Raw genomic sequence first — 17,784 nt, 5'->3', positions numbered from 1 at the left:
GTGCCCGGGTCTCGGACGCACGCATTGGGCCGGCTGCTGACCGGGACGCTCGGATCTGCCGTGGGGACGGCGGTGTGCGCTACGCGTCTGCGATCGGCAGCGGTGCGGCCGTTGGTAGCGTGACGGCCTGCGAACAGCGCGACCGAGCACGGAGGAACCGGATGCGGCACTTCGACCACCTCAACCCTACCGAGACCGAGCGGCTGTTCTCGGTACATCCCGAGGAGTTCGACCGCGACGCGGACGCCGAGGTCCTTGCGGTCGCCCTGGGCGCGACCCTGTACATGCCGGCGACCCGGACGACGCTGGCAAGAGACCTGGTCAAGCAGGGCGGGTCGGGTGTGGTGAGCAGTGTCGTGTGTCTGGAGGACGCAATCGCTGACGTTGACCTTCCGGCCGCCGAGAAGAATGTCGTGAATCAGCTGGGCGAGCTCGGCCGGGCCGTCATCGGAGGCGGCCCCGCGGCGCAGTTTCCGTTGACGTTCGTTCGGGTCCGTAACCCAGATCAGATCGTCGACGTCGTTGACGGGCTGGGGGTGCACGCCCGCGTCCTGTCGGGGTTCGTGCTCCCGAAGTTCACCGAAGAAACCGGGGTCGAGTTCCTCGAGGCGCTAGCCGACGTCAGATCGAGAACCGGGTTGGCGCTGCACGCCATGCCGGTCATCGAGTCTCCCGAGGCCGTCCACGTCGAGACTCGCACCGACATGCTTCTGGGAGTGCAGCGTCTGCTGGCCAAGCATCGCGATGTCGTGCTGGCCGTGCGGCTGGGCGCCACGGACCTGTCGGCGGCGTTCGGGATACGCCGCGACCGGGACCTGACCATCTACGATGTTCGAGTCGTCGCCGAGGTCATCTCTGACGTCGTCAACGTCTTGGGCCGCGCCGACGGGTCCGGGTACGTGGTGACCGGCCCGGTGTGGGAGTACTTCGTCAACCATGACCGGATGTCCAAGCCGTTGCTGCGCGAGTCGCCGTTCGACGAAAACGATGAGCGGAAGCTTCGACATCGGCTGATTCGTCGCGACCTGGACGGGCTCATCCGTGAGGCCGTCCTCGACAAGGCGAACGGTCTGACGGGCAAGACGGTCATCCACCCGACGCACGTTGCGGCCGTGCATGCCCTCTCCGTTGTGACCCACGAGGAGTACGCCGACGCGTGCGACATCCTGGGGGAGCAGATGACGAGCGGCGGGGTGCGCGCGTCTGCGTACCGGAACAAGATGAATGAGGCGAGGCCCCACCGATCGTGGGCGGAGCGGACCGTGCGCCGCGCAGCGGCGTTCGGGGTGGCTGCCCCCGAAGTTGGGTTCGTCGACCTGCTCGCCGCGAGCGCCTGCACCTGAACCCTGCTTGGCGCCGATACGGCGACCGTCGCGACCCGCGGAACGAGCTGGGCGGCCTGTCCGTCCCGGCTGCCCTGGGGCCGCCCGGTTGTGCCTCGACGGCGAACAGACACCGTGAACTCCATGACTACCGAGGCACCTCAGGAAGCGACGCAGGCCGGGATACGAAAACCGTCCTGGTAACCGCCGACACTGAGACCTTCGGCTGCTCGCCCGCCGACTTGGAGCCGTATGGCGGCGCCTGATCGTCCGGAACTGCGGAGATGGGCTCGTGGATGCTGACGCTGCTGTACGACACTGCCGTGGCCGCCGGTCGGCCGTGCCGGGTGCTCAACGGCCAGCAGCCGACGGGACGGCCCGGGCCTCGCCGTAGCGGGGCACCCCGCCCGAGGAGACACAGGTCCTCGGCCTTCCCTCCTCGACGAGGACGGCGCCCTGGGGCTCGGCACCGAGCTCGGTCGGTTCTCGTGCACGTTTAGCGTGCCCCCTGTCTTCATGTCAGGGGCAGCGTTCTTCTTCGCTCTTGGCGGGCCCCCCGGATCGCGCATCTGGGATCGATCGCCACATGCCGCCCACAGTGGCGTGCCCGCTCAGTTCGGCAGTTGGGCGAGAGCCTCACGCAGACCGGGCGCGTTCGCGTCCTCAGCCAGGACCCGCTCGAGGTCCTTACGGGCCATCGCGTTCTTGTTCTGCGCCAGATACGTCAGCGAACGTTCGATATAGCCGCGATGTCGGATCTCGGTTCCCCGAGAGCGGGACTTCAGCGCCTCTTTGAACGCGTCGCGGGCGGCGTCGTGGTAGCCCTGTTCACGCAGACCGATGCCGCGAAACACGCACAGCAGTGCGGTGGGATCGTCGACGTTTGTGACGCCATTGGTGAGGTCGACGACGTCCACATGCCGGCCCGCTTCGATGTAGAGCTCGGCGAGGGAGAGCGCGGCGATGGTCGTAGGTGGGTCGACGTTCTCGACGGTGGCGATCGCTACGGCGAGGTCGCCGGCGGACTGGTGGAGCTCGGCGACGGCGAGCCCTGCGGTCGAGGTGTCCATCGGGAGCGTCACCGAGACGCCGTCGGCGATCTCGACGGTGATGGTAGACCCGGCCAAGTACTTGCGGGCGAACGGATGCGCGGCAATCTCCTGCCGCTGCGCGAACACCCAGGCGAGGAGCTCGCGGGCCCTGGCGTAGTCACCGATCTGGAACCGGAGGAAGCCCTCGAGCGCCGCGGCCAGGACTCGGTAGTCGCCGTGCTCACGCCCGACCTTGGACAACGCGTCAGGGTTCGGGGACCCAGAGAGGACGGCCTTGAACAGCGCCTTCTCCGCAGCGGGGGCGAGCAGCCCGGGCTGCGGGGCCGGCGGCAACGGCGGCTGGGATGGGCTGGCGGTCGTGCGCGTTCGTGAGTTCGAACCGGATTGGCTCCTGCCACCGCCGATCATCTGGACATGGGACAGGCCGGTGCCGGGCAGCGATAGCGTCCGGTAGGTGCGTCCGGTGGCGGATCGGGTGATGCGCGCGCCGCGGACGCCGGCGGAGTAGCCGATCCCGGACTTGGAGACGTTCATGCGGACGCCCGGAAGCACCTTGATCGACTTGCTGTACCTGAATCCCACAGTGGGCTTGCTCCGTTAGTTGTCGTAACCGACTGGGACCGGAGGGTTAAGCCAGTCGATGCCGCCAGAGCCACCCGATAGGCCGGGCGCCGTGACCGGTGCCGGGGCTCCCACGTCAGATGGGGCTGACGCAGGGCCTGGGACGGGGGTGGCGGATTGCGTGGGGGCGTCGTCCACGGTGATCCCGAAGTCGCGGGCCAGGCCGGCAAGGCCGTCGTTGTATCCCTGTCCGACGGCGCGGAACTTCCAACGGCCGGCGTGGCGGTAGAGCTCGCCCACGATGAGCCCAGCCTCGGAGGTAGCGGTCATCGGGAACCGCAGCAGTGGCTCGTCGCCGCGAGCGTCGAGCACCTCGACACTCAGGCCGGGAACCTGCCCGAAAGTGCCGTCCGCGGACGTGGCGATGACGACCTTGTCGACCGGTGTTGGAACTTGCGTGAGGTTGACCCCGAGCAGGTCGGTGGCGATCGTGCCGGCGGAGGACTTGCCGAGGTGGCGAACACTGCCGGACGGATGGGTCGGCTGGTTGTAGAAGATGAAGTCGTGATCGCTGCTGACCTTGCCGGTGGTGCCACACAGCAGCGCGGACACGTCCACGTCGGGGACGGCCGGTCCAGTCGACCAGCGGACCCGGATCAGGACTGCGTCGGCCGGCACGGGGGCGTTCGCCCCCTTAGTTAACTCCTGCATGGCGGACATCTTGCCGGATGCGCCCGACACCGCAGTCGAACCGGGCGTTGTGGCTTGGGTCGCCGTAGCCGTCGGTACCTGAGGTAGGCGAACCTTGAATGGCCAGATGCCTAGCGCGGGGATCTAACGGGTGCGTCGACCTGGTCGCGGAAATGATCCGCTAGCGCCCCAAGTTGGGTAGATTCTTCCACGGCCCGAGCGCTCCTGCGTCTCAGGCAGTGGTGTGCTGCTCGCTGCTGCGCGCAGCAAACCATCGCGGTCGATATGGGGGAAAGCACGGTACGTGGCATGACCAACCAAACTCTGGGCCGCCTGTCCGCCGCGGTTGCCGCGGCAGCCTGCGCTCTCACGTTCGCCGCCTGCGGCGCGACCTCAAGCGCCGCTCCTGCGGAACCGAAGCCGTCTCTGGCCGAGACCGCGGCCGCGGCCACGCAGCCGCCGGCCCCCGAGACCACCACCGCCCCGGCCGCACCCACTGTCATCGCGTCGGAGACCGAGTCGGCCATCGAGGCGCCCGTCGGCGCGGACTCCGCGCTCGCGGTGCTCGCCGCGCTCTCGGTCAAGGGCCGTGCTCCCATGACCGGGTACGACCGGGACCGGTTCGGAGCTGCCTGGCTCGACGCGGACCGCAATGGTTGCGATCAGCGCAACGACATGCTCACCCGCGACCTGACCGCGGTCGTCTACGAGCTTGGCACCCACGACTGTGTCGTGACGTCTGGCGACCTCGCCGACCCGTACACCGGCACCACCATCCACTTCGTCAAGGGCGACGGCACCCTGGTCGACATAGACCACGTCGTCGCGCTCGGGAACGCTTGGGTCACCGGTGCGTTCAACTGGCCGATCAAGAAGCGTGCCGCGATCGCGACCGACCCGCTGAACCTGCTGCCGGTCGACGCGTCTGCGAACCGGCAGAAGGGCGACGGCGACGCCGCTACCTGGCTGCCGTCGAACAAGTCTTACCGCTGCCAGTACGTGGCCCGCCAGATTGCGGTGAAGGCGAAGTTCGGACTGTGGGTCACCTCTCCGGAGAAGGCCGTGATGGAGCAAGTCCTTGCCGGGTGCCCAGGCCAGGCCACGCTGGCGGACTCCGGGTATCCCGTCGAGGTCCCGCTCAACATTACCGACCCCGGAGCTGACGACATCGGCAGCTCCGGCAGCGGCTCGGTCGACTCGAGCAGCGATAGCAGCAGCTTGAGCAGTGCGACCGTCTACTACGAGAACTGCGATGCCGTTCGGGCCGCGGGCGCGGCCCCGATCTACCGTGGCGACCCCGGCTACGACTCGCATTTGGACGGCGACGGGGACGGCGTTGCTTGCGAGTAGCTCTAGACCCGGACGTCAGCCTCACGCGGGGCACCGCAGGGAATCCAAACTCAACTTCCATCGCCGTTGTTGGCGGGTGGTTCGTGATGAGGGGCGGTCATCCCGGTTCTTCCTAATCAGCAGCGTTTCACCGAAGGTCACGCCCGCGGGCGGGTCGATGGTGGCGAACACACGTTTCGCCCATCTCGTCCGTGACGTCGTCGAGGTGGAGTGTGATCACGTCCGAGGACCAGCCGACCGCTCCCGTCGAGCAGCAGCACGCTGATGTCGGCGTCAATCGGGGCGCTGTCTCCTCGCGGCTGTCGAGGATGACCATTACTCCGCGGAGGTCCGGTACCGAGACGTCGCACCCGCTTCAGTTCGCCGGACGACGTCCCAGTTGGCGGTTAGAGTCGCGATGGAAGTCTCCGGTCGACGGCAGCCTGCCGCGGCCCGTCCAGAGGTCGCTGCGCGAGCAGCTTGAAAGGCAGATTCGGGTGTCGGTATCTCTCAGCAAGGGTCAAGCCGTTTCGCTCGTCAAGAAGGGTGGCGCGACGCTGACGCACGTGCGGATGGGGTTGGGATGGGACGCGGTCAAGAAGCGCGGACTTTTCGGCGGGCTGAAGTCGCAGTCGATCGATCTTGACGCCTCGGCGGTCGTGTACGACGCCCGTGGCAATGTCCTGGACCAGGTCTGGTTCCAGCAGTTGACAAGCAAGGACGGCGCCATCGAGCACAGTGGGGACAATCTGACCGGTGACGGGGATGGTGACGACGAGTCGATCGCCGTACGACTCGACCGCCTGCCGGCCCAGGTCCACTCGATCGTCTTCTTGGTGAACTCGTTCACCGGTCAGAACTTCAGCCAGATCGAGAACGCCTTCTGCCGCCTCGTCGACGAGCAGACGGGTGACGAGATCGCCCGATACGAGCTGACCGGTTCCGGGCCACACACCGCGCAGGTGATGGCGAAGGTCGCTCGAACTGGTGACGGTTGGGCGATGACCGCCCTGGGCGCGATCGCCAACGGCCGGACGTTCAAGGACTTGCTGCCTGCGATTACGCCGCACCTCTGAGGCAGACCCCAGCTCACCGACCAACGAGCCCGTGGAGCGCGGCGGCGGGACGGCAGCCGCCGATGCCACCGCCTCCCCAAAGCCGGGCAGGTAGCTTAAGGCGCCAACAGGCTTACGAAGGAGTCTTCATGTCCGAGCTCGACCTCAGCGGCACCACCGCCACCCCTGGGGCGTCCCAGGCGATCCCCGCGACGAGCGGTTCCCTCGTGCTTGAGCCTCCTGCCCCGGTCACTGTGGTGGCGCCGGAGCAGGCTGCCGGTTCCGTGCCGATCGATCCGGCCAAGCAGACCGAGCTCCAGAGCCGCGCCCAGGCGTTCGCCGACGAGCTCGCGAGTTTGGACGCTCGTTCTCCCGAGTTCACCAAGAAGGTCGACTCGATCACGTCGATGGGCGATAAGGACATGCGAGCGTCGGCAAGCGTGTCCAATCGCATGCTCGAGCGGCCTGCCGCGATTGTGAAGGGAAGCAAGGGCGGGGATGCGGGAGACGCCCAGACCCGGGTCGCGAACGCGCTCGTCGACCTGCGGGTCACCGTGACGGAGCTCGATCCCAACCGGGCCGACCTGACAGGCGTGAAGCGCGTCCTTAAGTGGATACCTGGTGGCGACAAGATGTCGCGGTACTTCGCCAAGTACCAGTCCGCGCAGAACCACCTCAACGCCATCATCAAGGCGTTGGACTCCGGCCAGGACGAGCTGCGGAAGGACAACGCCGCGATCGAGACCGAGAAGGCGAACATGTGGTTGGCGATGGGCACGCTCAACGAGTACAACGCACTGGCCACCGCGCTGGACACCGCCGTGGAGTCCAAGATCGCCGAGCTCGAGGCGGCGGGACGCTCGGAGGACGCCAACACCATGCGCTCGGACGTTCTCTTCGCGATCCGTCAGCGGCGGCAAGACATCATGACGCAGATGGCGGTGGCAGCGCAGGGCTACCTGGCTCTGGACCTGGTCCGGAAGAACAACATTGAGCTGATCAAGGGCGTCGACCGAGCCCAGACGACCACCGTGACCGCACTCCGTACGGCGGTCATTGTCTCTCAGGCGCTCAGCCGCCAGAAGCTAGTGCTCGACCAGATCAGCGCTCTCAACACGACAACCTCCAACCTCATCGAGTCGACGTCCCAGCAGCTGCGGGTCCAGGGCGCTCAGATCAACGAGCAGGCCGCCTCGGCCACCCTCGACGTGCAGAAGCTGCAGGCGGCCTTCGACAACGTGTTCGCAACAATGGACGCTCTGGACACCTTCCGGGCGCAGGCGGTCGACAGCATGGCGCAGACCGTCACCGCGCTGGAGGGTCAGATCGAGCGCGCCAAGCCATACCTGGAGCGGACCCAGGCGGGAAGCGCTGGCCAGATCACCTCCTGACGGGCTGCGCCCGACCGCGAGTAGAGCCTTGGGATACTGGCGCCCATGACGTCCTGGTTCCGTCGCGCCCGCAGCCCCGAGCCGACGGAGCGGGATCCGGACACCCCGGAGGTCCTCGCCGCCGACCTGGTTGAGCTGATCCGCATGATCAACCGCAACGCGGGGCGGCTGCCCGTCGGTGCGGTGGTGGCCGCCCGCGGTGTCACCGATGTGGTCCGGGAGATCCTGGACTGCCTCTCGGATGACGACGTGCCAGACATCCAGGCAATCCTCTCGGTGCGCGGGATCGTGCGTGACTACCTGCCGACAACACTTCGCGGCTTTCTGGCCCTCGATCTCGCGACGGCTGAGGCATCCTTGTCGACGTCTCATGATCCCCGTGCGCAGATCAGGGAACAGCTGGACAACCTGTGGTCGGCCGCCACCGACGTACTTGTCGCGACACGCGCCCGCGATGCCGACAAACTAGTCACGCAGGGCAACTTCCTCCGCACGAAGTTCACACGATCAGATCTGGACCTGTAGATGCCGCCGATGAAGCGTGGCGCCAACGTGGCGCTCACCCGCGAGATTCCGTCGTTGACGGGAGTGGTGGTCGGCGTGCGCTGGGACACAGGCCGGGAGCATGTCCTCGAAGCCAACCTAGTGATGGCGACGTTGTTGTGCGACCGACCGAACCATGCACTGTCCGACGAGCACTTCGTGTTCTTCAACCAGTTGAGCTCGCCGGATCTTTCGGTCAAGCAGCTCGAGACCGCGCTGGCCGGCGACAAGGAGCAGGTCGAGATCGATCTCGGTTCTGTTCCTGCGGAGGTGACCCGGATTGCGGTCGCGGTCTACGTCAATGACGGTCCTGTGCCCCGGCGGACCCTGGGCCAGCTGCGGTCCTGCACAGTCCGGGTGCTGAACCGGGCAGACAACGCCGAGCTGGTCACCTCCGAGAATCTCGCACCGGCACTGAGCTTCGAGACGGCCCTGACCCTCGGCGAGATGTACCGGCACGAGAGCGGCTGGAAGTTCAAGGTCCTCGGTGAGGGGTACGCCGAGGGCATTACGGCACTCGCTCGTGACTTCGGGCTTCCCCTGTGAGACTGGACCCGACCGGCGCTCGCCCACGTGCGGACCTCACCTTCCTCTCCGTGCGGTCGTCGCGATCGTTGACTCCGGTCCCTCCTCCGGTGCCACCGCCATCACCCGCGGAGGCGCGCGCTGCCACGAGGCCGTCCCCAAGCTCATCGCTCGACCTGGACGACAATTCGACCGAGCCGTTCGCCGCGGTGCCGGAGACGACGCCTCGGGCGAGCCCCGCGCCCACGACCGGACGAACGGATCCTTCGCCCGCGCGGCGGCGGCTTGCGAGCATGCCCGCAAGTGGCCGGCTGCTGCTCTCACCCATCGCGCCAGCGGTGGCGCTCACGCGTCTCGCGAGCGGGATCGGCACCTTGAGCGTGCAGGCCGCGGTCACCTCCGGGGCTGGCGACGTCGCCCTCGGCTGCGCCTATGCGTTGGACTCGGGCCAGACTTCGTTCCTGAATCCCCATAGCGGACAGCGGACAGGACCGCCTGAGGCGCGGCTTCCCCTGCTGACCGCCGGGCAGGACCGATTCCCTCGCCTCAGCATCGACCTGCGGCAGGTCCGATCCCTGGCGAGAGCAGTTTTCGTGCTGTACTCAAGCTCGGGCACCGCCGTGACCTGGGCGGGAGCGCTGCTGATCTCCACGCAAGCCGGCTCGCGGATCGACGTCCCCCTGGAACCGGCTCCTGCCGCCGTGGCGTTGGCGGCGGTCACCCTCTACCAGGTGGAGGGTGAGATCGTGCTGCGTGCTGAGCGTGATCCGGCGACCTCGCCGCGGGAGGCATGCATGAACTTCGGGTACCACACGATTGCCTGGCTCGACGACGCTCACGTGGTCTCCTGAACGCTCCTCTTGGCACGTCGCTCTCCGTTGGGGCACGATCACGAGGCCTGGTCGCTGCTACTCATGGCCGACGCCGTCACCATCGCGGCGCACGTGGTCTGCGGAGCGGGGGTTCACCGCGGTGGACGGACCGCCTCGAGTGGAAGAAGCAGGGACCCGAGCGCCGGTACCACTGGTTCGGCGTCGGACTAAGGGTAGACGCCTCCACAGGACCCAACCCGTTCTGACCAAGCACGACCCCGGCAGACCCGTCTCCGCCCAGGAGACAGGTGGTTGCCATTGCACCACTGACACAGCTTCGGGTGAACCCATTCAGGAACCCGTCGGAACCCAGCGCGGAACCGGACGATCTGCCCCGCCCCTTCACGGGATGACCTGCGAAAAGAACCCGTGGAGCCCATCAGCGCGCTAACACAGAACAACAGGAGATCGAGTAGAAGTAGTAGTAGTTAGGGAAAGAAGAAACCGATTCTGACTCTCTTTGGGTTCATCGGTTCCTCATGGGTTCACCCCCTGCTAGTAGGTTCTCTCGTCGTTGACGCTCACCGTCCGGATGGCCCGTATGCTCCCGTGAGTTCCGTAGCCGATGAGAATGAAACCGGGGGCTCGAAGCCACATGGCTGACGACAACGTGAAATACCAGCACAAGACCGTCCAGGCGATCCGCGGCACCGAGGCACGCTCGATCGCGAAATGGGAAGGTCAGGGCTGGGAGCTCATCGACCAGACCCCGGGCAAGCTTCGCACCACGCTGAACTTCCGCAAGCTCGCACCGAAGGTCCCGTGGCTCCCGATTGCCGCGCTGCTTGGTGTCGGCGTCCTTATCCTCGCCATCGTCGGCATCGCCAGCCTGTTCCAGGGGGACGACAATGACACCCCGGCGACGGCCGCGGCTACCAGCACGCCCACCCCGTCCGACACCCCGTCAGAGACGGCCGCCGAGACCCCCACCGAGGAGCCCGGAGAGACCCCCACGGAAACCGACGACGCCGACGAGGTCATCACGGCCAAGAACAACGACGACTTCGCAGCCCTCCTCGTCGGTGGCGAATGCGACAAGGCAGTCAAGACGTTCGCAACAGACAACGCGGACCGGACCATCGAGTTCGACGGCGGCATCGCCGACATGGCCCCGCACGGCAGCTACGACACCCGCTACGACATCCTCATCACCCCGGGCGACAAGGGACCCAACGCCGCCATCGGGCCGTACTTCAAGTTCGAGGACGTCAACACCGGCGATCTGAACTTCACCGGGGACGTGCCCAACCGGTTCGGGACCGGGGACCTCATCCACGTCGTTGCCGACGTCGACGAGTACAACCCGCAGACGTGCCTGTTCTTCCTCGAGCCGGTCTCCACCGAGTTCCGGAAGTGACCATGGCCAGGGTCATCACCGACCGGCGCGCCCGGCCGATCAGCGCCACCATCAGCGTCGTCCTGACCGTCCTCACCGTCGGGTACTTCCTCCCGTGGATGATCGCGGCCCTGCGCGGGAAGTCGAACGCGTGGGCGATCTTCTGGCTGAACCTGTTCCTCGGGTGGACCCTCATCGGCTGGATCGCTGCGTTCGTGCTGGCCGTCATGGCTCACCAGGCCGTGGGGTTGTCGTCACGACAGCGCTGATCTGACCCCTGCCCTGGGGCCGACGAATCGGACCGTCCCAGGCATGACGTACCGCTACCTGCCACCCACCCTCCCGAAGCTGCCCCGCACAGCAGGACTCACCGTCGTCGAGATCGACGGCTGGCAGAGGCGCGGCCGCCCCAGCTACACCGGCGGGTTCGACCCCGTCGGCGTCCTCTGGCACGACACCGGCGGCGCGCCCGGCGGCCTCGCGTACGCGAAGTGGCTCGCCTGCGACGGCCGGTCCGACCTCCCCGCACCGCTCTCCCACCTGTCGATCGGCCGCGACGGAGCCGTGTACGTGTGCTCAGCCGGGCGCGCCAACCACGCCGGCGTCGCACGCCCCTCCCCGAGCGTCGCAGGCGGAGACGGCAACGTCCTCTACATCGGCGTCGAGGTCCAGAACACCGGATCCGAAGGCTGGAAGCCCGCCTAGTACGACGCGATGGTCACCACCGGCGTCGTCCTCGAGCGCCTCCTCGGCACGTCCGTCCAGAGCAGCGCGCACACAAGGAGACGTCGACGACCGGCGAGTGGGACCCGGGGCATGCTCGACCTGGACAAGTTCCGTGCCGACATCGCCGCCGCAGCCGCTGGGACGCCCGGGCGAAAGCCTGGTTCACACAAGGGCCCGAAGACGCCCCGAAGCCGGCGCTGCCTGCGGTCGACCTGTCGAACGTCACCCACCAGGCGGAGGTCGTCATGGCGCTCCCGGGCGTGAGGGGGATCCAGCCGCGCTCAACACGGAACTCGGGACCAAGCTCACCGTCGACGGCGTGTTCGGTCCCGACACCCGGCAGGCGTACGCGCGGTGGCAGCGCAATCTCGGGTACACCGGTGCGGATGCTGACGGTGTCTCTGGGGAGTCGTCGTTGACGCGTCTGAGCCACGGCCGGTTTCGGGTCGTGGCGTGACCTATGGCGCGTGAGGTGCCGCTGGAACCTTTGAAGGACTGCTCGAAGTGTGCGCTCGCCGGCAAGGGGCAGCTGCTCCGCAGGTGAAGGCCGCGAACGAGCGTCGGGTGCAGGACGCGAAGACTGCTCGCCGGATCGGTGACTTCCTCACTGCGCGGGAGGTTGTGACGCCGATCGAGGCATACGCAGGCGCGCCATTCTGTGCGCTGTGCAGCGGGGCGTCGGTTCACGTCACATTCATGCGGGCGGCAGCGCTGACACCAACCTGCGGTGCAAATCCTCGACGTCAGAGGCAATCGAGCCGTCGGTGGTGAGCCGCGGGTAGAGCTTTTTTGGCCAAAGGACCTCGACCCCGCGGGTGCTGAAGGCGCCGCCGACGAGCGGCCAGTCCGCTTCGATGAAGCAGAGGACGCCGGTGACGGGGATGTCGTTGCCGATGATCGCGCGGACGACGTCGACCTGCTTGAGGACGCCGTCCACAAGTTTGGTCTGGTCGCGAGTGCCGACCAGGAGCTTCTCGACGCGGGGGCGGAGGATGCCGCCCTCGACCTTGAGCGATGGTCGGCCCTTGTACTTCTTGGCGTCGATGACGTAGATGCCGGTCGGCGTGACGGCGATGTGGTCGATGTTGGCGCGGGTGCCGGGGATGCGGCGGTCGTGGAGGACGCGCAGTGTGTCGGAGGCGAGCTTGTTGAGACCTTGGCCGAGGGTCTCCTCGCCGTTGGCGCCTTGGTCCCAGACCATCGTGGACTGCGGGTCGTCGCTCAGCGCGAGGATCAGGCCGCCGAGCTTGGGGTGCTTCTCGCGGACGCGCGTCTCGCGCTTGGCCTGGCGACGCTCGTACTCGCGTCTTGCGGAGGCACCGGGGGTGCCGATGTCGATCGGCTCCGGGGACTCGACAAGCTCGTCCAGCGGCGCTGGCTCAGCAGGGGAGCAGTCGAGGCAGCGGACGGTCTTCGTCGAGCGCTCGTAGATCGCCTCTGTGCGGGCCGTCAGCTCGGCTCCGCAGCGACGGCAGACGCCGGCGTAACGGAGCTTCATCTGCTTCTCGTCGGCGGACATATTCGGACCCTAGCTACGGACCGAGGCCTACGTCCCGGGTTCGCTGCGGGGGTCTCGATACGCCTCGCTCGTTCCTCGCTCGGCTACTCGACCAGCGAGCGGAAGACGGTAGTTGTGCGGACGGGCTGGCCTGTAGGCCGGGTTCTGTACGCCGAAGCGTGGCGACCATCCATCTACGAGCGCCGTTGCCGACGCCCTCCAGCGGTCTACCCGCGCACTCGGGCGGGCCGCCCTCGAACGTGCGCGCGTCCGGTGCGAGCACCGAACTTCTTGACCTTGCTCCAGGTGGGGTTTGCCGAGCCGGCCGGGTCGCCCCGGTCGCTGGTGGGCTCTTACTCCACCGTTTCACCCTTACCCCTCTCGTCGAGACGGGAGGGGCGGTCTGTTCTCTGTGGCACTTTCCCGCGGGTTGCCCCGGGTGGGTGTTACCCACCACCTTGCCCTGTGGAGCCCGGACCTTCCTCGGGGAGTTGCCTCCACGCGGTCGCCCGGCCAGCCCATCCGCGGCTCAAGGATAGCGGCGCAGCCGGGCCTGCGCCTCGTCGTACGGCGTGGCGGCCGGCGGGGGACCTCCGTCGCGGATGGTCGTCGCGACCGCCACGGCCGCGTCGACGGCCGCGCGGTAGGGCAGCGAGCCGGTGCTGACCCGGCGTACGCCGAGGCCGGCGAGCTCGGCGAGCGTCATCCCGGGCACCGGGAGGAGGTTGAGGGGAGCCGGGACGGCGGCGGCGATCTCGCGGATCGCGGCCGGGTCCGTGAGGCCCGGCACGAAGACGCCGTCGGCCCCCGCGGCGACGTACGCCATCGCCCGCGCGACGGTCGCCTCGACGGTCGCGTCCTGGCCGAACCAGTAGGTGTCGACGCGCGCGTTCACGAACACGTCGGGGCTGCGCTCCTTGACGGCCGCCACCTTGGCGGCGTGCCGCGCGGGGTCGACCAGCAGTGCCGCGGCGCTGTCCTCGATGTTGACGCCGTCGACGCCCAGCTCGGCGACGTACTCCGCGACCTGTGCGGGATCCTCGGAATACCCGTCCTCGACGTCGACCGAGACCGGCACCGGAAGGCGCTTCAGCCGCCGCGCGAGCACCAGGTTGGCGTCACGGGTCGTGCCGTCCCCGTCCGGGTGCCCCGCCGACGTCGCGACCCCGAAGCTCGTGGTCCCCACCGCGGGGAACCCCGCCTCCACGAACGCGATCGCCGACGGCACGTCCCACGCGTTCGGCAGCAGCAGGGGCAGCCCGGCGTGGTGGAGGGCGCGGAACGACGTCATGGGCCGAGTGAAGCAGGCGGCAGCGACGCCGTGCCGTCGGACGAGACGGTGAAGCGGCGGTCGTGGGGTCCGGTCCAGGTGTAGGTGCCGTCGGGGTCGCGTCGGTAGCGCCATCGTCGTCGGGTCTTGGCGCGGTGGTGGCGTCGGCACAGCGGTGCGAGGTTCGACGGGCAGGTCGGACCGCCGTCTCGGTAGGCGATGACGTGGTCGAGGTCGCAGGACCGGGCGTCGGTCTGGCAGTGCGGGAACACGCAGTGCTGGTCGCGCAGGATGACGAGCTCCCGCATCCACGGCGGCGGGTCGTGCCGGTCGACGGAGTCCGACCGGTCCATCCGCAGCACCGGCAGCACGGTCACCTGGGCGTGGCCGACCCACTCCTTGATCCGGCCCATCGTCAGCGGACCGAGCCGCTCGACCGATCCGGTGCCGATCGTCTCGTCGTCGAGGTCGGTGAGGTCGGCGTGCACGTAGAGCCTGAGCCGGGGCGGCTTCCCGCCGCCGAGCTTGCGGGCCAGGACACCGAACGCGATCGCGCGGCGTACCTCGATCGGCTCCGGTCCCGGCTCGAGGTGGGCGTTGATCTGCTCGTAGTGGTGGGTCAGGTCGGCGGTGTCACCGGTGACCACCAGCACCGACGTGCCGGCCCAGCGTCCGGCCCCGGCCATCGGGCCGTGGAAGAGCTCGACGTTCCAGTTGCTCCGGTCCAGCCGCTCGGTCTGCTCCTGCACGACGGTGTCGGTGGCCTCGGCCACGGCCTGGTCGATGGCCCGGACCCCGCACCTGTCGGCCCGGGGGGCGAGGACGGCGTCGACCGCCGCGGCCTGCTCGGCGGTGAGCGGGCCGGTGGCCTGCGCGATCCGGCGGCCCCGCCAGGCGGGCACCTCCAAAGCCTCGACGCGCGCCCAGGTGCGCGGGAGACGGTGGTGCAGGGCCAGGGCGTCGGCCATCAGCTGGAGGGCGGCGTGGGTGGTGATCCCGAACGCGGCGCCGAGGGACTCCGCGGTGAACTCCTCCACCTCGGGGGTCCCGGGATTGCTGACCGGGTCGACGTGGCCCTTGACGACGTCCTCGGGGGCCGCGGGGTGCCGGTGTGCCCACTCCAGTGCGAGCCGCAGCTTGGTGCGGTCCAGACGCCGGGACTCGACCTCGGTGTCCTCGCACAGCGCCAGCAGCCAGTCGTCGTCGAGGTCCTCGACCACGAGAGGCTGGTGGCTGCTGTCGGTCACGATCACAGCTCCACCCCACCACCGGCCACCGACATTCGAGGGCCCAGAACCCTGGTTCTGACCGGGATGTGAGACAACTCGTCGAAATTCTTTCGGGGCGACCCCGCGAGCCCCCACTAACCTGAGCGAGTGCTTCCCGACGGCTACGAGCTCCGGCCACTGAGGATCGAGGACGCGGAGGCGCGGGCGGCGGCGTACGACCGCAACCGCGAGCACCTCGCGCCGTGGGACCCGGTCCGCCCCGAGCGTTTCTTCACCGTCGAGGGCCAGCGCGAGGACATCGCACGCCAGTCCGCCGACCGCGACGCGGGCAAGCGGCACCCGTTCCTGCTCTGGGACGACGGCGCGATCGCCGGGCAGGTCGCGATCGACAACGTCGTGCGCGGGATGCTGCAGAGCGCGACCGTGGGCTACTGGGTCGACGGCGACCACCTCGGGCGGGGCCTCGCGACCGCGATGGTGGAGCACGCGGCCGTCGAGGCACGACGGCTCGGGCTGCACCGGCTGGAGGCCGGCACGCTCGTGCACAACACCAGGAGCCAGGGCGTCCTGCGCAGGGCCGGTTTCGAGGAGTACGGCCTGGCGCGACGGTTCCTCTACATCGGCGGCGAGTGGCAGGACCACGTGCTCTTCCAGCGCATCCTCCACGACGAGCCGCCCGGGAATCCGCGGGCCGGCAACGACGTTGAGCAGGCATGACTGAGAACCACGAGCTGCAGGCGCCGCCGGTCGTCTTCCCGGGCGGCCAGGCGTCCCCCGAGTCGGCGTACCGCACTGCCTTCGACCTCCTCGCCCGCCGGGCGCCCAAGGAGGCGCTCGAGGTACTGGAGCCCGCGCTGGAGCAGGAGCCGGACAACACCGGCCTGCGCACGCTGCGGGCCTGGGCCTACCTGATGCGCGTCCAGCTCCAGCGCGCGGAGGCGGAGCTCGAGAAGCTGGTCGAGGAGAACCCGTCCGACGACTGGGCGCAGCACGCGCTCGGCCGCTGCCTGGAGCGCCAGAGCCGGTACGCCGACGCGCTGCCGCACCTGCGGCTGGCCGCCGTGATGAGCGGTGACCCCGACCACGGGCTCGCCGCGCTGCGCGTGGAGCAGCTGCTCGCGGACTAGGGTCGCCGCATGAGCGACTTCTGGTTCTGCGTCAAGCACCACCGGGTCGAGCAGGGCGAGGACGTGTGCCCGCCCATCGACCGGCTCGGGCCGTACCCCACCCGGGAAGAGGCCGAGCACGCCCTCGAGAAGGCCGAGCAGCGCAACCAGGACTGGGACGACGACCCGAGCTGGAACGACTGAGTGATCGAGCGCGCCGAGGTCTCGCCCTGGCCGTTCGTCGGCATGGCCGGGATGGCGTGCGCGTTCTTCCTGTACGCCGCGAGCCTGCTGTTCGCGCCGTGGTGGGTCGTGCTCCTGCTGCTGCTGGCGTGGGCGGCGCTGTTCGTCGTCGCCTGCGCCTGGTGGACGCTGCACCCCCGCTGGGTGCCGGCGGTGGCGGTGGTCGCGCTCCTGCTGTGGGCCGGCGGGGTGGCGCTGCTCAGCGCAGGGTGACCGGTGCGCTGACCAGCGGGTGGTCGGTGGTCGCCGCGACCAGGGCCGAGCGGTCGACCCGCGGCGCGCCGAACTCGACGTACCGGTTGCCGAGGATCCAGTCGACGCCCATCGCGTCGGGCGGCCGGCAGTCGGCTCCCTTGGCGTGCCCGCCGCCGATGAACGAGTGCATGACACCGCTCTGGGTGAACGGGCAGAAGAACGCGGCGCGGTCGTTCATGTCCCCGGTCATGATCACCGGGGCGTGCTGCTGGTTCGACAGCTTCCGGGTGACCGCCCGCTCGGTGCGCACCGCCTGCGCGCGCCAGGCCGAGGCGTCTCCGCGCGTGTCGGCCGGGTTGTGGGTGTTCATCACGAACACGTGCCGCCGCGTGTGGAGCACGCGCAGCTCGACGACCGGCATGTAGCGGGTGTTCCCGTGGAAGTACGGCACCGCGACGGACCAGCCCTGCACGAGCGAGAACCGGTCCAGCCGCCAGCCGATCGAGTTGTCGGTGTCCCACGCCGCGCCGGCGTAGACGCCCCACCGGTCGCCGACCCTGGCGAGGAACCGGTCGTACTGCGGGTCCTGGAGCTCCTGGAAGCCGACCAGGTCGACGTGGGTACGCCGGAGCAGCTTGATCGCCCGGTCCAGGCGGGCCGGGGAGTCGTCGAACCCACGCCGGCCGTGCTTGCCGTCGGTGTGGTCGGCGCCGAGCACGTTGAACGAGGCGACCACCAGGTGGCGCGGGCCGTCGGCGGCGTGCGCCGGGGTCGGCGCGAGCGGGGCGGCGAGCAGGAGCAGGGCAGGAAGGATCATCCGAGAGAGCACGGATGGATCATC

20 protein-coding genes and 1 other RNA gene are annotated in these 17,784 nt (G+C 68.7%); 14 read left to right on the top strand and 7 right to left on the bottom strand.

All coding sequences use genetic code 11. From position 1 onward, the window contains the following. Window positions 1-161: 161 nt before the first annotated feature. The gene (locus tag N538_RS0108265) at window positions 162-1,343 is read left to right on the top strand and encodes an HpcH/HpaI aldolase/citrate lyase family protein (protein ID WP_028636925.1); all 1,182 of its coding nucleotides are present in this window, start codon (window positions 162-164) and stop codon (window positions 1,341-1,343) included. A 590-nt stretch (window positions 1,344-1,933) separates the two neighbouring features. Here the strand turns inward: N538_RS0108265 and N538_RS28940 are convergent. Both N538_RS28940 and N538_RS24400 read right to left on the bottom strand, forming a co-directional pair. After that, window positions 1,934-2,956, bottom strand: coding sequence for a DUF4236 domain-containing protein (locus N538_RS28940; RefSeq protein ID WP_028636924.1), 1,023 nt, complete (start codon window positions 2,954-2,956; stop codon window positions 1,934-1,936). Window positions 2,957-2,971: 15 nt separating this feature from the next. Continuing rightward, window positions 2,972-3,646 (bottom strand): TerD family protein, encoded by a 675-nt coding sequence (locus N538_RS24400; RefSeq protein WP_081790372.1) that lies wholly within the window; start codon window positions 3,644-3,646, stop codon window positions 2,972-2,974. Between the two features lie 264 nt (window positions 3,647-3,910). Between N538_RS24400 and N538_RS29670 the strand changes: the two genes are divergently transcribed. From N538_RS29670 to N538_RS24390, 9 genes are all read left to right on the top strand, one after another. Continuing rightward, the gene (locus N538_RS29670) at window positions 3,911-4,975 is read left to right on the top strand and encodes an excalibur calcium-binding domain-containing protein (protein ID WP_442937148.1); all 1,065 of its coding nucleotides are present in this window, start codon (window positions 3,911-3,913) and stop codon (window positions 4,973-4,975) included. A 212-nt stretch (window positions 4,976-5,187) separates the two neighbouring features. Beyond that, window positions 5,188-6,030, top strand: a complete 843-nt coding sequence (locus N538_RS0108245; protein WP_231496164.1) for a TerD family protein — start codon at window positions 5,188-5,190, stop codon at window positions 6,028-6,030. Window positions 6,031-6,158: 128 nt separating this feature from the next. Continuing rightward, window positions 6,159-7,400, top strand: coding sequence for a toxic anion resistance protein (locus N538_RS0108240; RefSeq protein ID WP_028636921.1), 1,242 nt, complete (start codon window positions 6,159-6,161; stop codon window positions 7,398-7,400). Between the two features lie 45 nt (window positions 7,401-7,445). After that, on the top strand, window positions 7,446-7,925 hold the full coding sequence (locus tag N538_RS0108235; RefSeq protein WP_028636920.1) for a hypothetical protein: 480 nt from the start codon (window positions 7,446-7,448) through the stop codon (window positions 7,923-7,925). Window positions 7,926-7,934: 9 nt separating this feature from the next. Next, window positions 7,935-8,489, top strand: a complete 555-nt coding sequence (locus tag N538_RS0108230) for a TerD family protein (protein WP_197025274.1) — start codon at window positions 7,935-7,937, stop codon at window positions 8,487-8,489. A 353-nt stretch (window positions 8,490-8,842) separates the two neighbouring features. After that, window positions 8,843-9,319, top strand: coding sequence for a hypothetical protein (locus N538_RS24395; RefSeq protein WP_155992009.1), 477 nt, complete (start codon window positions 8,843-8,845; stop codon window positions 9,317-9,319). 616 nt (window positions 9,320-9,935) lie between these two features. Beyond that, window positions 9,936-10,697 carry a DUF4839 domain-containing protein gene (locus N538_RS0108215; protein ID WP_028636917.1) on the top strand — a complete coding sequence of 254 codons (762 nt, stop codon included), beginning with the start codon at window positions 9,936-9,938 and terminating at the stop codon, window positions 10,695-10,697. A gap of 2 nt (window positions 10,698-10,699) precedes the next feature. Beyond that, on the top strand, window positions 10,700-10,945 hold the full coding sequence (locus tag N538_RS0108210; RefSeq protein WP_036569842.1) for a superinfection immunity protein: 246 nt from the start codon (window positions 10,700-10,702) through the stop codon (window positions 10,943-10,945). 43 nt (window positions 10,946-10,988) lie between these two features. Further along, window positions 10,989-11,381: a peptidoglycan recognition protein family protein gene (locus N538_RS24390; protein WP_051548980.1), complete on the top strand. Its 393-nt coding sequence runs from the start codon at window positions 10,989-10,991 to the stop codon at window positions 11,379-11,381. Window positions 11,382-12,096: 715 nt separating this feature from the next. Here N538_RS24390 and N538_RS0108200 read toward each other — a convergent pair. The 4 genes from N538_RS0108200 to N538_RS0108190 all read right to left on the bottom strand — a co-directional run bounded on the left by N538_RS0108200 (window position 12,097) and on the right by N538_RS0108190 (window position 15,417). After that, window positions 12,097-12,921 carry a nuclease-related domain-containing protein gene (locus N538_RS0108200; RefSeq protein ID WP_028636915.1) on the bottom strand — a complete coding sequence of 275 codons (825 nt, stop codon included), beginning with the start codon at window positions 12,919-12,921 and terminating at the stop codon, window positions 12,097-12,099. A 117-nt stretch (window positions 12,922-13,038) separates the two neighbouring features. After that, window positions 13,039-13,421: RNase P RNA component class A (gene rnpB / locus N538_RS27310), an RNA gene on the bottom strand. A gap of 8 nt (window positions 13,422-13,429) precedes the next feature. Next, window positions 13,430-14,191 carry an isocitrate lyase/PEP mutase family protein gene (locus tag N538_RS0108195; RefSeq protein WP_028636914.1) on the bottom strand — a complete coding sequence of 254 codons (762 nt, stop codon included), beginning with the start codon at window positions 14,189-14,191 and terminating at the stop codon, window positions 13,430-13,432. After that, on the bottom strand, window positions 14,188-15,417 hold the full coding sequence (locus N538_RS0108190) for an HNH endonuclease signature motif containing protein (protein ID WP_155992008.1): 1,230 nt from the start codon (window positions 15,415-15,417) through the stop codon (window positions 14,188-14,190). Before N538_RS0108190 ends, N538_RS0108195 begins: the two co-directional genes overlap by 4 nt. A gap of 129 nt (window positions 15,418-15,546) precedes the next feature. On the opposite strand from N538_RS0108190, the gene N538_RS0108185 reads away from it, so the two are divergent. Genes N538_RS0108185 through N538_RS24385 form a run of 4 tightly spaced genes read left to right on the top strand, consistent with a single transcriptional unit; the run spans window position 15,547 to window position 16,961 of the window. Continuing rightward, window positions 15,547-16,116 carry a GNAT family N-acetyltransferase gene (locus tag N538_RS0108185; protein WP_028636912.1) on the top strand — a complete coding sequence of 190 codons (570 nt, stop codon included), beginning with the start codon at window positions 15,547-15,549 and terminating at the stop codon, window positions 16,114-16,116. Continuing rightward, a complete protein-coding gene (locus N538_RS0108180; protein ID WP_028636911.1) occupies window positions 16,113-16,526 on the top strand; it encodes a tetratricopeptide repeat protein in 414 nt (137 codons plus the stop codon). Before N538_RS0108185 ends, N538_RS0108180 begins: the two co-directional genes overlap by 4 nt. A gap of 9 nt (window positions 16,527-16,535) precedes the next feature. Continuing rightward, window positions 16,536-16,709, top strand: coding sequence for a hypothetical protein (locus N538_RS28935; protein WP_197025273.1), 174 nt, complete (start codon window positions 16,536-16,538; stop codon window positions 16,707-16,709). Then, the gene (locus N538_RS24385) at window positions 16,710-16,961 is read left to right on the top strand and encodes a hypothetical protein (RefSeq protein ID WP_036569839.1); all 252 of its coding nucleotides are present in this window, start codon (window positions 16,710-16,712) and stop codon (window positions 16,959-16,961) included. Here N538_RS24385 and N538_RS0108165 read toward each other — a convergent pair. Then, window positions 16,948-17,772, bottom strand: a complete 825-nt coding sequence (locus N538_RS0108165) for an endonuclease/exonuclease/phosphatase family protein (RefSeq protein WP_155992007.1) — start codon at window positions 17,770-17,772, stop codon at window positions 16,948-16,950. The two genes, N538_RS24385 and N538_RS0108165, sit on opposite strands and share 14 nt — an antisense overlap. Window positions 17,773-17,784: the final 12 nt, after the last annotated feature.

It is taken from the genome of Nocardioides sp. URHA0032 (assembly GCF_000620645.1).
Taxonomy (GTDB): domain Bacteria; phylum Actinomycetota; class Actinomycetes; order Propionibacteriales; family Nocardioidaceae; genus Nocardioides.
This window is presented reverse-complemented; position numbering and strand designations above follow the sequence as displayed.

What these genes read in the sequence shown, in the direction of transcription:
- N538_RS24390 (WP_051548980.1), top strand. Translation starts at nt 10,989, where the DNA reads ATGACGTACCGCTACCTGCCACCCACCCTCCCGAAGCTGCCCCGCACA.
- N538_RS0108200 (WP_028636915.1), bottom strand. Translation starts at nt 12,921, where the DNA reads ATGTCCGCCGACGAGAAGCAGATGAAGCTCCGTTACGCCGGCGTCTGC.
- N538_RS0108180 (WP_028636911.1), top strand. Translation starts at nt 16,113, where the DNA reads ATGACTGAGAACCACGAGCTGCAGGCGCCGCCGGTCGTCTTCCCGGGC.
- N538_RS0108230 (WP_197025274.1), top strand. Translation starts at nt 7,935, where the DNA reads ATGAAGCGTGGCGCCAACGTGGCGCTCACCCGCGAGATTCCGTCGTTG.
- N538_RS0108265 (WP_028636925.1), top strand. Translation starts at nt 162, where the DNA reads ATGCGGCACTTCGACCACCTCAACCCTACCGAGACCGAGCGGCTGTTC.
- N538_RS0108240 (WP_028636921.1), top strand. Translation starts at nt 6,159, where the DNA reads ATGTCCGAGCTCGACCTCAGCGGCACCACCGCCACCCCTGGGGCGTCC.
- N538_RS28935 (WP_197025273.1), top strand. Translation starts at nt 16,536, where the DNA reads ATGAGCGACTTCTGGTTCTGCGTCAAGCACCACCGGGTCGAGCAGGGC.
- N538_RS24400 (WP_081790372.1), bottom strand. Translation starts at nt 3,646, where the DNA reads ATGCAGGAGTTAACTAAGGGGGCGAACGCCCCCGTGCCGGCCGACGCA.
- N538_RS0108210 (WP_036569842.1), top strand. Translation starts at nt 10,700, where the DNA reads ATGGCCAGGGTCATCACCGACCGGCGCGCCCGGCCGATCAGCGCCACC.
- N538_RS0108235 (WP_028636920.1), top strand. Translation starts at nt 7,446, where the DNA reads ATGACGTCCTGGTTCCGTCGCGCCCGCAGCCCCGAGCCGACGGAGCGG.
- N538_RS29670 (WP_442937148.1), top strand. Translation starts at nt 3,911, where the DNA reads ATGGGGGAAAGCACGGTACGTGGCATGACCAACCAAACTCTGGGCCGC.
- N538_RS0108215 (WP_028636917.1), top strand. Translation starts at nt 9,936, where the DNA reads ATGGCTGACGACAACGTGAAATACCAGCACAAGACCGTCCAGGCGATC.
- N538_RS0108195 (WP_028636914.1), bottom strand. Translation starts at nt 14,191, where the DNA reads ATGACGTCGTTCCGCGCCCTCCACCACGCCGGGCTGCCCCTGCTGCTG.